The organism is Arthrobacter sp. GmRoot5-12 (genome assembly GCF_059739365.1).
Map to the genome: position 1 here is coordinate 1033301 of NZ_AP046056.1, position 12620 is coordinate 1045920.

General features: G+C 67.6%; 13 protein-coding genes and 2 riboswitches. Of the genes, 3 read left to right on the top strand and 10 right to left on the bottom strand.

Features of this window, described 5'->3' with window-relative positions:
- Nucleotides 1-37: 37 nt before the first annotated feature.
- The 8 genes from AC6JAM_RS04615 to AC6JAM_RS04650 form a co-directional block, all read right to left on the bottom strand.
- A complete protein-coding gene (locus AC6JAM_RS04615) occupies nucleotides 38-1531 on the bottom strand; it encodes a molybdopterin molybdotransferase MoeA (RefSeq protein ID WP_223993883.1) in 1494 nt (497 codons plus the stop codon).
- Nucleotides 1528-1824 (bottom strand): DUF6457 domain-containing protein, encoded by a 297-nt coding sequence (locus AC6JAM_RS04620; RefSeq protein ID WP_018769556.1) that lies wholly within the window; start codon nucleotides 1822-1824, stop codon nucleotides 1528-1530. The genes AC6JAM_RS04615 and AC6JAM_RS04620 overlap by 4 nt, the downstream gene beginning before the upstream one ends.
- Nucleotides 1821-2495, bottom strand: coding sequence for a molybdenum cofactor guanylyltransferase (gene mobA / locus AC6JAM_RS04625; RefSeq protein WP_223993881.1), 675 nt, complete (start codon nucleotides 2493-2495; stop codon nucleotides 1821-1823). The genes AC6JAM_RS04620 and mobA overlap by 4 nt, the downstream gene beginning before the upstream one ends.
- A 95-nt stretch (nucleotides 2496-2590) precedes the next feature.
- Nucleotides 2591-3091 carry an HNH endonuclease gene (locus AC6JAM_RS04630; protein WP_018769554.1) on the bottom strand — a complete coding sequence of 167 codons (501 nt, stop codon included), beginning with the start codon at nucleotides 3089-3091 and terminating at the stop codon, nucleotides 2591-2593.
- A gap of 268 nt (nucleotides 3092-3359) precedes the next feature.
- The gene (locus tag AC6JAM_RS04635) at nucleotides 3360-4127 is read right to left on the bottom strand and encodes an NlpC/P60 family protein (RefSeq protein WP_018769553.1); all 768 of its coding nucleotides are present in this window, start codon (nucleotides 4125-4127) and stop codon (nucleotides 3360-3362) included.
- Between the two features lie 163 nt (nucleotides 4128-4290).
- Nucleotides 4291-4968, bottom strand: coding sequence for a C40 family peptidase (locus tag AC6JAM_RS04640; protein WP_134165666.1), 678 nt, complete (start codon nucleotides 4966-4968; stop codon nucleotides 4291-4293).
- A gap of 70 nt (nucleotides 4969-5038) precedes the next feature.
- A riboswitch (cyclic di-AMP (ydaO/yuaA leader) is annotated at nucleotides 5039-5218 on the bottom strand.
- A gap of 128 nt (nucleotides 5219-5346) precedes the next feature.
- Entirely contained in the window at nucleotides 5347-6168 is an 822-nt protein-coding gene (locus AC6JAM_RS04645; RefSeq protein ID WP_134165667.1) for a M23 family metallopeptidase, read from the bottom strand.
- A 12-nt stretch (nucleotides 6169-6180) separates the two neighbouring features.
- Nucleotides 6181-6405: riboswitch (cyclic di-AMP (ydaO/yuaA leader) on the bottom strand.
- Nucleotides 6406-6530: 125 nt separating this feature from the next.
- Nucleotides 6531-7232, bottom strand: coding sequence for an iron-dependent transcriptional repressor DtxR (locus tag AC6JAM_RS04650; RefSeq protein ID WP_018769550.1), 702 nt, complete (start codon nucleotides 7230-7232; stop codon nucleotides 6531-6533).
- Nucleotides 7233-7525: 293 nt separating this feature from the next.
- Between AC6JAM_RS04650 and serC the strand changes: the two genes are divergently transcribed.
- Nucleotides 7526-8656, top strand: coding sequence for a phosphoserine transaminase (gene serC, locus AC6JAM_RS04655; protein ID WP_056389141.1), 1131 nt, complete (start codon nucleotides 7526-7528; stop codon nucleotides 8654-8656).
- A gap of 79 nt (nucleotides 8657-8735) precedes the next feature.
- Here serC and AC6JAM_RS04660 read toward each other — a convergent pair whose 3' ends face one another.
- Nucleotides 8736-9284, bottom strand: a complete 549-nt coding sequence (locus AC6JAM_RS04660) for a DUF3027 domain-containing protein (RefSeq protein ID WP_144601287.1) — start codon at nucleotides 9282-9284, stop codon at nucleotides 8736-8738.
- Between the two features lie 7 nt (nucleotides 9285-9291).
- On the bottom strand, nucleotides 9292-9675 hold the full coding sequence (locus AC6JAM_RS04665) for a cold-shock protein (protein ID WP_018762148.1): 384 nt from the start codon (nucleotides 9673-9675) through the stop codon (nucleotides 9292-9294).
- A gap of 226 nt (nucleotides 9676-9901) precedes the next feature.
- Here AC6JAM_RS04665 and AC6JAM_RS04670 point away from each other — a divergent pair, with 226 nt between their 5' ends.
- Together AC6JAM_RS04670 and AC6JAM_RS04675 are read left to right on the top strand one after the other, a co-directional pair.
- Nucleotides 9902-10135, top strand: a complete 234-nt coding sequence (locus AC6JAM_RS04670) for a hypothetical protein (protein WP_144601288.1) — start codon at nucleotides 9902-9904, stop codon at nucleotides 10133-10135.
- 10 nt (nucleotides 10136-10145) lie between these two features.
- On the top strand, nucleotides 10146-12620 hold the full coding sequence (locus tag AC6JAM_RS04675) for a helicase-associated domain-containing protein (protein WP_497934165.1): 2475 nt from the start codon (nucleotides 10146-10148) through the stop codon (nucleotides 12618-12620).

Consider the following 12620-nt stretch of genomic DNA (forward strand, 5'->3'; position numbering starts at 1 on the left):
TGTTCATTACTCCATCATGGCACCAACAGGGGCCGCCTCAGCCCAGGAGGGCGCTCCAGTCCACGGGTCCGCTGGGTGCCGGCTTACCCTTGGGCTGGCCTGTCCGTGCGGCACTTCTTGGCTTGGCTTTGGCCGGGCCGTCCTGGGTAGGAGGTATTGGCGGCCCCCATGGCAGGGCGAACGCGGGCACCGGCTCGCCGAGCTGCACGCCGTGCGGTGGCACTACCAGCACACCGTCCGCGGCGGCGAGCCCGCGCATCATCCCTGGCCCCGTATGCTGCGCCGGGGACGCCATGCCGTACAGCAGCCGGAACGGCATCAGCCGGGTACGCCCGGGGTCCGGCTCGATCATGGTCCCGCACGGCACCTCCTCCACCGCCGGCATGGGACGGTGCCCCAGTGCGGCCAGCAGCGGGGCCCCCACAGTGGAAAGGGCCATCATGGCCGCGAGCGGGTTGCCGGGAAGCCCCAAAACGAAGCGTCCGTCGGGCAGTTCGGCGAGCACGGCGGGGTGGCCGGGCCGCATGGCCACGCCATCGATGATGAGCCGGCCGCCGAGTTCGGCCACTGCCCTGCGGAGGTGGTCCGTTCCCGAGCGCCCGGTGCCACCGGTAGTAATGACGACGTCGGCCGGCAGGTCCGGCGCGTCCGGCACGTCCGGCAGTACGTCTTCGAGCGCCGAAAGCCATTCGTCATAGGAGTCGCCGATTCGCTGCTGCCCGCCGGGTATGCCGCCCAGCATGGCGACGACGTCCGGCAGCTGCGGGCCGAAGGTGTCGCGGACCTGGCCCGGGGCCGGCGTGCCGCGTTCCACCACTTCGGACCCTGTCAGGACCAGGCGCACCACGGGCTTTCCCTGGACCTGCACATCGTCGTAGCCTGCCAGCGCGGCAAGTGCCAGGTGGGCGGGATTGAGCTCCACCCCCGCCTTGACCAGGATGTCCCCTTCCAGGGCTTCCTCCCCGGCTTTCCTGATGTGCTCTCCCGCGCGGGGCTCGCCCGGGCGGGCCTTGCCTCCGGTCATCAGGAGTGGGAGTCCTTCATCGTCCTGGCCAAGGACTGCGCTCTCGGTGCGAAGAACTGCCTTGCCGCCTGCAGGAATCAGGCCGCCGGTGGCGATGGGGCTGGCCTGGTGCGGTGCCAGCCGGGTGCCGGGTTCCACCGGGATCCAGGGGCCGCTTCCGTTGACTACCCAGCCGTCCATGGCCGAGGACGCATAGTGGGGCATGTCCTGGAGGGCCACAATGTCCTGGTCCAGTTTGCGGTCCAACGCGATACGCAGTGCCACTGGTCCGGGAGGAATGGGGGTTGCGGCGTCGAACGCCGCCTGCCGGGCCTCTTCCCACGTGTGGGCGGCATGGTGCTGGCCCGCATGCCCTGCTTCCGCCGTCCCGGCTTGGACTGCGCCGGAGTCAGTGGTTCCGGGTTCAGTGGGTCCGGGTCCAGTGGGTCCGGGTCCAGCTATGCCGGCCGGCCCTTCCGCTTCGCTGCCAGGTGGCGCTTCCGGATCGCTTTGGGGTTCAGCGGTCATTCGCCGGGAGTCCCGGCGGCAGCCTCAGCCTCGTAGTCCTTTGCCAGGGTGCGGGCAACGGCCAGGGCCGCATCCATTGATTCAGCGTCCATCTCCCTGCCGGGAGCCGAAGCCAGGCCCGCAGCGAACCCGGCGATGAAAGTGGTGAGCGGAGCGGCTGGCCGGACCACAGCATGGGCGGCGACGCCCGCAAGCGCCAGCACCGCGTTGACGTCCACCTGGACGTCCTCAAGCTTGTACGCCTGGAGAAGTGCCCTGCACCACTCTTCCAGAGTTTCGTCCTGGCTCTTCACGAATTGCCTCCCACGTTTGCTCCGCCCGTCTGCCGGTCCTGGCGTTCGCTCTGGTTCCCGGCGGCAATCCCCAGCGCGGCAGCGTCATCCCAGGTATCCACATCGGAGGTGGACCCGGCAGGGACTGTGACAAGCTGCACGTCCAGATTAGCAAGGAGCGACCTGACAGAGCCGTTGACCAGCGCCCCGCGGGCAGCGAGGTCCCTGCACGCCTTTGTTAACTCAGGCGTGCGGTAAAAACCCACCAGTGGCTGTGGGCGGTCGCCTTCGGCAGCCATGACATTTGCCGGGTCGGCCGCCGTGGACATCTGCAAAGCTTCCTGAAGCGCTGCCACCGCTTGGGATGCCAGCGGCATGTCGCAGGCCAGCACCAAGAGGTAGGGCGCACCCTCGCCGATGTCCGCCAGCGCATCCAGCCCGGCCGCTATGGCTGCCGCCGGGCCCGCGAAGTGCGGCTGCTCCCTGCAGCTCAGCAGGTTGGGAGGCCAGATTGGCAGGGAAGCCATCTCGCCCACAACTGCCACATGCCGGGCCCCCGCGGCGGCAGCGACAGCGCGTTCGAGGAGGGTTTGGCCTTGGAAGACGAGCGACTGCTTGGGTACGCCGCCCAGCCGCGATGACCTCCCCCCGGCCAGGATCACGGCATCAAAGGCAAGCCCGTTCACTTCCACTCCCCCAGCCTAGCGACCGGCAGCGTAGGGGCCGCACTGCGGGTCAGAACGTCCGGCGCACCGGAGCATCACGGCAACTCAGGCAGCGCGGGGTGTCAGGCGGCGCGTTCCGGAAGCAGGAAGGGGTCCCAGGCCGGCGTGGGCTTCTCCAGTTCCTTGATCTGCCAGATGGTTCCGTGCGGCGGTTCGGGCACGAACCGCAGGGTCCATCCCATCTCCGCTGGAGTGTGGTCGCCCTTGACGTTGTTGCAGCGCAGGCAGGCGGCCACCAGGTTCTCCCACGAATCGGCCCCGCCCCGGGACTTGGGGTGAACATGGTCAATGGTGTGCGCCGCTTTCCCGCAGTAGGCGCATTTATGCCCGTCGCGCCGGAGTACGCCCCTGCGGCTGACGGCCGTGGAGTGGTTGTACCGGGGCCGGATGTAGCGGTTGAGGAGGATCACGGACGGGCGGCCCAGAATGTCAGTAGGGCCCACCACGGGGTCGTCACCTTCGGCCACCACACTTGCCTTGCCTGTGAGCACAAGCACCAGCGCCCGGCGGAAAGTAATAACCGCCAGCGGTTCATATCCAGCATTCAGAACGAGAGTGCGCATGCACTTACCTCTTCACGGCCGCACCCGTCAGGGGCACGAGGGCCGGCTGCCCTCGGCATGTCCGGGCTATGGATCGACATCACAAGAGTAAACAAAGAAGTGCAGAATCGGGTAATCGCCACTCTGGAGCAGGACAACGGCTGGACACCGCGGGAGGGTCGGCCGCGGGCGGCGCGGGCCGATTAAGCGCGAAGGACCCCCACCGGGATGGCGGGGGTCCTTGGGGGCATTGCCAGGCCTGCGGCCGTTCAGGCCTGCCTTGGGATGCTTAGTTGACGCGGATGAACACGGGGCCGGAACCCACGTTTGCGCTGAAGACCACAGTCTGGTTTCCGTTGTAGCCGCCGTGGACTGCCATGCCGTTTCCGGCGTAGACAGCAATGTGGGCCATGCCCGCGCCGCCGTCAGCGTAGTAGATCAGGTCGCCCGGCTGCGCTTCGGCTGCACTCACGGTGCGGCCCAGGGACAGGTAGCCGGCGGGCCAGTCATGGAAGTGGATGCCGACGGCGGCCAGCGAGTTGGTGACCAGCATGGTGCAGTCCTGCATAACGCCGAGCTGGGCGTAGGCGGCCGAGAGGATTGCAGCGCCCTTGCCGCTGGCGGAAGCCTGGGCAGCGGGAGCGGCCGGAGCAGCAGCGGTGGCAACCTTGGCGGTGACCTTGGGAGCCGCAACGGGCTCGGCGGCAGGAGCAGCTTCCTGCACCTCGACCTGGGGCTCAGGCTCGGCGACGGGAGCCGGCGTGGTGGTGACAGCGGGCTTCTCGTAGCTGATGGCGATGGTGGAAGCCGCGGAAATCGGGGCGTCGATTGCGGATTCAACTTCCAGTGCGGACGCCGGAGCGGAATCACGCTTGACGTTGGCGTCGGCAGCGTTGGCCGCGATGCCGCTGGTCAGGACCAGGCCGGAAGCGGCAGCGATAACCGCAGCCTGGCGGCCCATGCCGCCTGCGTTGTCGCTGACGGCCTTTGCAATAACAGCGATCGAGTTGGTTTTGGTGACCTCGGCGCGATGCCGTGCGGTGGCACGAGTCGTCATCAGTTCTCTCTTTCGTTTTTCCCTCAAACCGCTTGTAGGCAGGCGAAGGTTGTTGGACGCGCCGGCATCTTGGGGGTACGTCGGCGCGTCCCGAACGGGGATGTGGTTTCTAGCGAAAAAGCCTTGGGCAAAGAAATAGCCCTTGGAGCGTTAAGCCCAAGAACTAGTTGCCGTAGTGGTAGTACGAGGAGGTGCCAGTGGCTGCAGGCGAGTGGAGCAGCGTGCCCTGGGAGGGGTTGAGTGCGCTGATCATCATGCCGTTGCCGACGTAGATGCCGACGTGCGCGCCACCGTTCTGGACAACCAGGTCACCCGGCTGCGGGGTGGAGGTGGGAGTCATGATGCTCCACGCATTGGTGCGGGGGATGCTGATTCCGGCCTGGGCGTAAACCCACTGCACGAACCCGGAGCAGTCCCAGCCGGTGACCGGGCTGGTGCCGCCCCACACGTAGGAGTGGCCGATGCCGGTGTAGGCGATGGCAGCGATGCCCGAGGTTGCCGCAGCGGATACGGTCTCCGCCGTCTTGGCGGCCGGAGACGCCTCCTGGCCTGCAGTGGTGGCGCGGTTCGCCGAGGCCGTGGACTGGGTACGCACCGCTTCCACCTTCGGAGCAGCGGTGGTCTTGACGACCGGACGCTCGAAGGACACCGTGGCCGTGGGTGCGGCCGTGACAGCGAGGGCTGCCTGGGACGAGCCGGACTCGGTGGAGGCAGAGACACCGGCCGTGGTGTCAGCTGCCGTGGCGGGCAGGCCCATGCTCAGGATGAGGCCGGAAGCCGCTGCCACAACGGCAGCCTGGCGGCCTACGGTCCCGGCATTTGCACTGACGGCCTTGGACATGGCGTCCAGGGGGTTGGTGCGAACCGTTTGCGCACGGTGGCGCGCAGAATGATGGCGTGAAGACACGAAGGTAGCCTCTCCCAATGCCTGCGAGGTGAGCTGTCGGATTCGGATGGGAGTCACCCGGCCACGCTGCTTCCTGGGAAGCTTGTGACTTAACCCCAAGGCCTTCTGAACATGAAGGCCAAAATTGGTTCCCCCGCCCCTGCCAGACGATGAAATGCGAACGGACCTTGAGCGGTGGCAGAGTTAGGCAATCCACTCAAGAGCGTCAACTTCGGAAAAGTTGACGCGAGTTAGACGGTACAGCAGTTTTGCTTCAATGTCACATTCAGGTCACGGCGCGTCGCGGACATGTGAGAGCGGGCAACCATTTGGCTACAGCCAGCCCATGGGATCGACAACTTCGCCATTGACCTGCACCTCGAAGTGGAGGTGGCAGCCAGTGGATGCGCCCGTGGTACCGCTCAGTGCCACCACGTCCCCGCGGGAGACGGTCTGGCCCACCTTGACGTTGAAGGACGAGAGATGGTTGTAGGTGGTCTCCAGCCCGTTGCCGTGGTCAATGACCACGCGGTTTCCGCCACCGAACTGGTGCCAGCCGGCAAAGGTCACGGTACCTGTCGCGGCGGCCAGGACCGAGGTCCCGCACTGCGCCACGAAGTCCTGGCCCCGGTGGAAGTCTCCGGAGCCTCCGGTGATCGGACTGACCCGGTAGCCGAAGGGGGAAGCGGTGGTGAGGGAGGCGAGGGGTGCAGCCAGGGTGCCGGCCGAAGCGGCACGCGTGACGGAGCCGGCGGACTGGGCGCTCAGGAGTTGCTTCAGCTTCCCGTCCGGGTCGGCCTGGGTCACCACGGCCGACCGGCTGAAGTCGATCTGTGCTCCGACATCGGCCGAGATCTGGGGCTGGGGGCTGACGGCGGACGCGGCCATGGGGGCACTGCCGGCGGCATCCGTGGCCATGACGGGACTCGTGGCGGGCACCGTGACCGTCAGCACCAGGCCTGTGGCGGCAAGGGCAATGCCGGCTTTTTGGCCAATACCGCTGGCGGCGGCAAACTCCGTCATCTGCCGGAAGGGACCCCGGCGGCGGCGCGCGTCACGATGCAGGTCGCGGGGGCGCTCCGCTGCGACAACTTCGGCAACCCGGGGTGCCGAAGGGGGGCCGGCCGCGCGGCGGCGGCCCCGGGAGGTCTGCATGGTCAAGAAGGGTTCCTCTCTGGAAGAAGCCTGCGGAGTTAGCTGTCGGATTCGGGTCAGAGAGATCAAAGACCCGGTCCGCCTTAGGCAAGCTTCTGCACAGGGGGTATTCCCGGAAGAATCCTTCACTGGAGAGGCTTGCTGCTGACGGACTTCACCCCAAGGCAGTCCCCCGCTGCCGCTTGTGGTTCCCCCGCCTCTGCCAGTAACGACTCGTGCACCTGGCCCGCTGGCAGAGCTCGGCTCCGGATCAGGTAACGCTTATGTATCAACGCTTGGTTCCACTATAGGGGCTTAAGACCCTAGGTAACAATTCCGTTACCTTTGCGTGGTTGCCCCTCTGTGGGGTATGGGCGCCCCGATCAGGGCTGGCTGATGGCCACAAAGACGTGGGCGGCAACCTCGGGCGGCAGCTCCAATGCGCCTTCGATTCCAGGGACCCGCACGGAGATGTATTCGCCCACGCGTTCCAGCGCCACGGCGGCACCCGGCCGGATACCGCCCTCGTCCAGCTGCGCCAGCAGTTCCGGTTCCACCTGGATCGGCTCCGCCAGGCGGCTGATGGTCACTCCGGAGGCGGGCCCGTAATTCTTCATCGCTTCCACCAGGCTGATGGCGCCGTCGGCAAAGCCGGGCCCCGCCTGGCCGCCCAGCGCCGCAAGGCCAGGGATGGGGTTGCCGTACGGCGACTCGGTGGGGTGGTCCAGCATCTCGTAGATGCGGCGCTCAACGCGCTCGCTCATGACATGTTCCCAGCGGCAGGCTTCGTCGTGGACGTAGGCCCAGTCCAGGCCAATGACGTCTGCCAGCAGGCGTTCGGCCAGCCGGTGCTTCCGCATGACCTCCGTGGCGCGCTTGCGGCCCGTGTCCGTGAGTTCCAGGTGCCGGTCGCCGGATACGACCACCAGCCCGTCCCGCTCCATGCGGCCGATGGTCTGGGAAACGGTGGGACCGGAGTGGCGCAGACGCTCGGCGATACGGGCCCGAAGGGCAACGATGTTTTCTTCCTCAAGCTCCAGAATGGTCCTGAGGTACATCTCCGTAGTGTCGATCAGATCCGTCATCCAGCTCAGCTCCTCGAGCGCAGTACCTTGCGTTGTCCCACCGTATCGCCTCTTCGCGCAAAGTAGTCCGGGGGAAAGCTTAGCCTATTTTGACTTTGTCCGAATAGCCGCGCCCCGAGGGGCTGCGCGGGGACGGCACGTCTCACTGTCCGGACTATGACGGGCCTGGCTCCCGCCCCCGGCGGCGGTTCAGGCAGAATGGGAATGGCCCGCAGCGCAGCCACCGGCGCTGCCGGCCACCGACCGCCCGCCCTTCCGGACCAAACTTTTGTCCCCGCCGAATTGGAGCACCTGTGAGCGACACCAGCATCACGATCCCCGCCGACCTCCTGCCCCAGGACGGGCGGTTCGGAGCCGGCCCGTCAAAGGTCCGGCAGGAGCAGATCGACGCGCTGGCAGCAGCTTCCAAGACGATCCTTGGCACATCGCACCGGCAGGCCCCGGTCAAGAACCTGGTCGGAGCGGTCCGTGAAGGGCTGAGCCAGTTCTTCCGCGCCCCGGAAGGCTACGAGGTGGTCCTCGGCGTCGGCGGCTCCACGGCTTTCTGGGACATCGCGAGCTTCGGCCTCGTGGAGAAGAAGGCCCAGCACCTGTCCTTCGGTGAGTTCGGGTCCAAGTTCGCCGCCGCCACCAACAAGGCGCCCTTCCTGGAAGCCTCCTCCATCATCAAGTCCGAGCCCGGCACCCGGCCCGCAGCCAAGGCCGAGGCCGGCGTGGACGTCTACGCCTGGCCGCAGAACGAGACCTCCACCGGCGTCGCCGCCCCCGTCAAGCGGGTAGCCGGAGCCGACGAGGGATCACTGGTCCTCGTGGACGCCACATCGGCGGCCGGCGGACTGGACGTGGACGTTGCCGAGAGCGATGTCTACTACTTCGCCCCGCAGAAGAACTTTGCCTCCGACGGCGGCCTCTGGCTTGGCCTGTTCTCCCCCGCAGCGCTGGAACGCGCCGCGCGCATCAAGGCCAGCGGCCGCTGGATCCCGGATTTCCTGGACCTGCAGACCGCGATCGATAACTCCCGCCTGAACCAGACCTACAACACCCCGTCGCTGTCCACGCTGGTGACGCTGAATGCCCAGGTCCAGTGGCTGAACTCCAACGGCGGCCTGGACTTCGCGGCTGCACGGACGGCCGATTCAGCCGGCCGCATCTACAGCTGGGCGGAAGCGTCCGGCTTCGCCACCCCGTTCGTGGCCAAGCCCGAGGAACGCTCCAACGTGATCGCCACGATCGACTTCGACGAATCGATTGATGCCGCCACCGTGGCCAAGGTCCTGCGCGCCAACGGCATCGTGGACACCGAGCCTTACCGGAAGCTGGGCCGCAACCAGCTGCGCATCGCCACCTTCGTGGCCATCGAGCCCAGCGACGTCTCCGCCCTGCTGGCCAGCATCGACTACGTGGTGGGCGAGCTGCGCAAGTAACCCGAGCTGCGCAAGTAACCACAGTTAAAGCACGACGGCGCCGCCCGGGTTTCCCCCGGACGGCGCCGTTTGTTTGTGGTCAGGAAGTCCTTGTTTCGGCGTCAGGCTCCGCGCCGTCGTCGGCCGGCCCTTCATCCCCGGGTTCCCGCTCCGCTGCCCGAAGCCCATCCGGGGTCCCCTGCCCGGGCTCCTGCTGTTCCGGTTCCTGCTGTTCCGGCTCCTGCTGCTGTTCGTCCTCGGGACGGACGCGTTCGGCCCACGGCACCCACTCCGGGGCCAGGACGGAGTCCCCGGACGGCAGCAGGCCCAACTCGTTGACCGTGACCACCTTGGAGCGCGAGTTACGGGTCAGTACCGCATACCACTGCCAGCCCACATAGCCGGGCAGCCGGGATTCGAACAGGTGCGTGACCAGCCGGTCGCCCTCGCTCTTGGCTGCCAGGTGCGGCCCGATGGTGCCGGCCGGAGTGATGCCCTCCACTGCAGCCCGGGCGGTGTCCACCGCCGCGGCCAGGAAAGCATCGGGCTTGCCCGTGCGCCACACGGGCACGCCTGCCTTGCGCTTGGGCTGGGTCTTGGCAGCCTGCTCCTGCACTGGCGTGCCCGGCTGATCAGGTTGGGGGTCCATGGGCAGCCTAAACGTCCAGCTCGTCGGCAACCTTACGCAGGGCGGCAGCAATGGCCTTGCCCTTGTTGCCGTCCGGGTACTTGCCCTTGGACAAGGTTCCGGACAGGTTGTCCAGGACGGTCACCAGGTCCTGAACCAGCGGGGCGAGGTCCTTCGCGCTGGGGCGCTTGGCCTTGGCGATGGACGGGGTCTTGTCCAGCACCCGCAAGCCCAGGGCCTGGGCGCCCTTGCGGCCGTCCGCAACCCCGAACTCCACCCGGGTGCCCGCTTTCAGTTCCGTCACGCCCTCGGGCAGCGACGACTTGGGCAGGAAGACCTCCTGGCCGTCTTCGCCCGCGAGGAACCCAAAGCCCTTGTCCTTGTCATACCACTTGACCTTGCCGGTAGGCACGTAATCAACCTTCTTCGTTCTGCTGTCATGAGACACGGCCGGCTGCCACCGCGTCCGCATTGTTGTGCGGGTTCAAGGTATGGCCAGCGCAAACCGTGTTGGTCTGTATCCTTCAAGGTTATCCTGCCGCGTGCCCTAATCACGCTTCCGGCCGCACCGTTCCGCCCCGGGCGCAAGCTCCCGGTGCTTTCACTTGCGGCGCTGCTGCCGCTGTAGCGTTACGTCCATGACTCCCTTGCGTTACCGGCGGCCGCTGATGGTCCTCGCCGCTGTTATAGCCGTGCTGTCCCTCATTGCTGTGGGAACTGTGATGGCGCTTGCCTTCGCCAACACGGTCGCCCCCGCCTGGGTCACCTACTCGGCCCTTTACGGCCTGCCGGCGGCCTTCATCCTGATGCTCCTGGTGGTCCTGGACGGCGTTGCCGCCCGGCGGCGGGCGGGGAAGCGGGAGCCGCGGTAACGTTGGACTGATGTCCCTCATTCGAGCGCTCGGCAAGGACCTGGAGGCGCGCAGCGACGACTCGTTGCGCGTGTTGTTCGCCGCGCGGCCGGACCTCATTTCCCCCTCTGTTCCGGACTTCGCCGCGCTGGCGGCGCGTGCCAGTTCACGGGTCAGCGTCCAGCGTGCGCTGGAGCGCCTCACCCGGCCGCAGATGCAGGTGCTTGAGACCCTCCATCTGTGCACCAACACGGACACCGGGCACAGCGCCTCGGCGGAGGGCCTGCACCAGTTGATCCGGGGTTCATCCCTGGCCGTCATCGAACAGATCATGGACACCCTGCAGGAACTCGCTTTGGCGCATCCTGCGGTCCCCCCGCATGGCGCCCCCGCCCAGGCTGCCGGGCACCACTACTACCTCCCTGTCGGCTCCCTCAAGGATGTGGTGGGAATCTATCCCGCCGGGCTGGGCCGCAGCTACACGGAGCTGGTCCGCCTGCAGCCGGCCTTCGCCCAGCGGGTTGTCCAGCTGGTCTCCGAACTGCACCGCGGTGGATTCGCGATCCACGATGCCAGCACGCCCATGGAGGCGGCGCTGGCGCTCCAGCATTGGACCTCCTCCCCCGAGGCACTGCGGGACATCCTCGCCAACGCCCCGGAACGGACGACGGCGTTGCTCGCCAGGTTCCGCAACTGGGCCATGGGTGCCGTCCCCCAGGCGCAACGGAAAGCGTCGGTCACCACGGAGGGTGCCGACGTCGGGCCCGTGGACTGGCTCCTTGCGCGCGGGCTGCTGGTTCCGCTGGATGCCGCCCACGTGGAGTTGCCGCACAGCGTGGGGCTGGCCCTGCGCGGCGGGGCGATCATCGACGACTTCACCCTGTCCCCGCCGGTCCCGGAACTTGGCCGGACCACCGCGGCGCTGCGCAGGAATGCAGCGCTCAGCGCCATCTCGGAAACCCTGCGGCTGGTCTCCGAACTGCTGCATGCCGTCAGGGAGAACCCGCTGGCCACGCTGCGCAGCGGAGGCGTGGGGATACGCGAGATGCGCCGCCTGTCCGACCAGCTGCGCGTCGACCAGGGCGTGACGGGCCGGCTGCTGGAGCTGTGCGGCCTGGCGGGCCTGATCCGCCTCGACGTCGACTCGTCCTCATGGGTGCAGCCGCCGCAGCTGGAATGGCTGGTACTGCCGAGGCAGGAACAATGGCTGTGGCTGGTCAACGCCTGGCTGGCCAGCGAGCGCGTGCCATCGATGGTGGGCCAGCCCATGAACACGGCAGCGGCAGCACCATCCCGGGGACCGTCAGGAGCCACCATCCCGGCGTTGTCCGCCGGTGCGCAGCGGCCTGACGCCCCGGTGGTCCGCAAGCGCATCCTGGAGATCCTGCACGAACTCACGCTCGAAGCTGCAGGACCGGACGGCACCGTGCCCGTGCTGGATGCCGCCGCGGTCCTGCAGCGTGCGGAATGGTCCCAGCCGCGGATGGCCCGGCGGTTCAGTTCCCTCATCCGGGGAGTCCTCGCCGAGGCGGAGATGCTGGGCCTGGTGGGCTCAGGTGCGCTGAGCCAACTCGGAAGCGCGTTCGCCGAAGACCAGCCCGATGCTGCCCTTGCCATCCTTGGCGAGCACCTGCCGGCAGCCCTGAACCATGTGCTGTTGCAGGCAGACCTGACCGCCGTTGCCCCCGGCTACCTCGCTCCAGCCCTGACCGAAAAGCTCCTGGTCATGGCGGACGCCGAGGGGCAGGGCCCGGCCACCATCTACCGCTTCTCGGCGACGTCCATCAAACGGGCACTCGATGAGGGCTACGACGCCGCAGGCCTGCTGGCGTTTCTCCGGGAACACTCCGCCACCGCTGTCCCCCAGCCGCTGGAGTACCTGGTGGAGGACACGGCCTCCCGGCACGGCCAGCTCCGGGTGGGCCAGGCCGCAAGCTTTGTCCAGAGCGATGATGAAGCCGCACTCCGCGAGTTGCTGGCGGGGCCCAAAGCGGCGCAGCTCGGCCTGGCCCGCCTTTCCCCCACGGTCCTCACGTCGTCGGCACCGCCCCGCGAACTCGCCGCCGCACTTCGGAGCCTGGGCCTGTCCCCTTCTGTGGACGGCGTCGAACCCGCCGCCCACGTCCGCCGGTCTTCCGTACCGCAGGAAAGCCTGCGTCCCGTCTATACCGCCCCGCGGATGGCGCCCGCGGCGGAGGAGGTTGACGCCCAGCTGGACGTCCTGCGGCGGCCGGGCCCCGCCGTCGGACACCACCCCGGTACCGCCGCCGGCGGCGAGGCAGCAACCCAGCTGGGGCTTGAGGCACTGCAACGGGCCATCCGGCTGAAGCAGCGGATCCACATGAACGTGGTGGACAATCTGGGGAATGCAAGCCTGGAAATTGTTGTTCCGCTTTCTGTGAGCGGGGGCCGGGTCCGCGTGTTCGATCCTGCCAAGGACACCGAGCGGGTCCTGTCCGTCCATCGCATCATCGACATTGAGGCCGCAGAGGAACTGCGCCAGTAA

Excerpts from the sequence above, each read along its gene's own strand:
- AC6JAM_RS04615 (WP_223993883.1), bottom strand. The coding sequence starts at position 1,531 with ATGACCGCTGAACCCCAAAGCGATCCGGAAGCGCCACCTGGCAGCGAA.
- AC6JAM_RS04660 (WP_144601287.1), bottom strand. The coding sequence starts at position 9,284 with ATGGACCCCCAACCTGATCAGCCGGGCACGCCAGTGCAGGAGCAGGCT.
- AC6JAM_RS04670 (WP_144601288.1), top strand. The coding sequence starts at position 9,902 with ATGACTCCCTTGCGTTACCGGCGGCCGCTGATGGTCCTCGCCGCTGTT.
- AC6JAM_RS04675 (WP_497934165.1), top strand. The coding sequence starts at position 10,146 with ATGTCCCTCATTCGAGCGCTCGGCAAGGACCTGGAGGCGCGCAGCGAC.
- AC6JAM_RS04650 (WP_018769550.1), bottom strand. The coding sequence starts at position 7,232 with ATGACGGATCTGATCGACACTACGGAGATGTACCTCAGGACCATTCTG.
- AC6JAM_RS04645 (WP_134165667.1), bottom strand. The coding sequence starts at position 6,168 with ATGCAGACCTCCCGGGGCCGCCGCCGCGCGGCCGGCCCCCCTTCGGCA.
- AC6JAM_RS04635 (WP_018769553.1), bottom strand. The coding sequence starts at position 4,127 with ATGACGACTCGTGCCACCGCACGGCATCGCGCCGAGGTCACCAAAACC.
- AC6JAM_RS04640 (WP_134165666.1), bottom strand. The coding sequence starts at position 4,968 with ATGTCCAAGGCCGTCAGTGCAAATGCCGGGACCGTAGGCCGCCAGGCT.
- AC6JAM_RS04630 (WP_018769554.1), bottom strand. The coding sequence starts at position 3,091 with ATGCGCACTCTCGTTCTGAATGCTGGATATGAACCGCTGGCGGTTATT.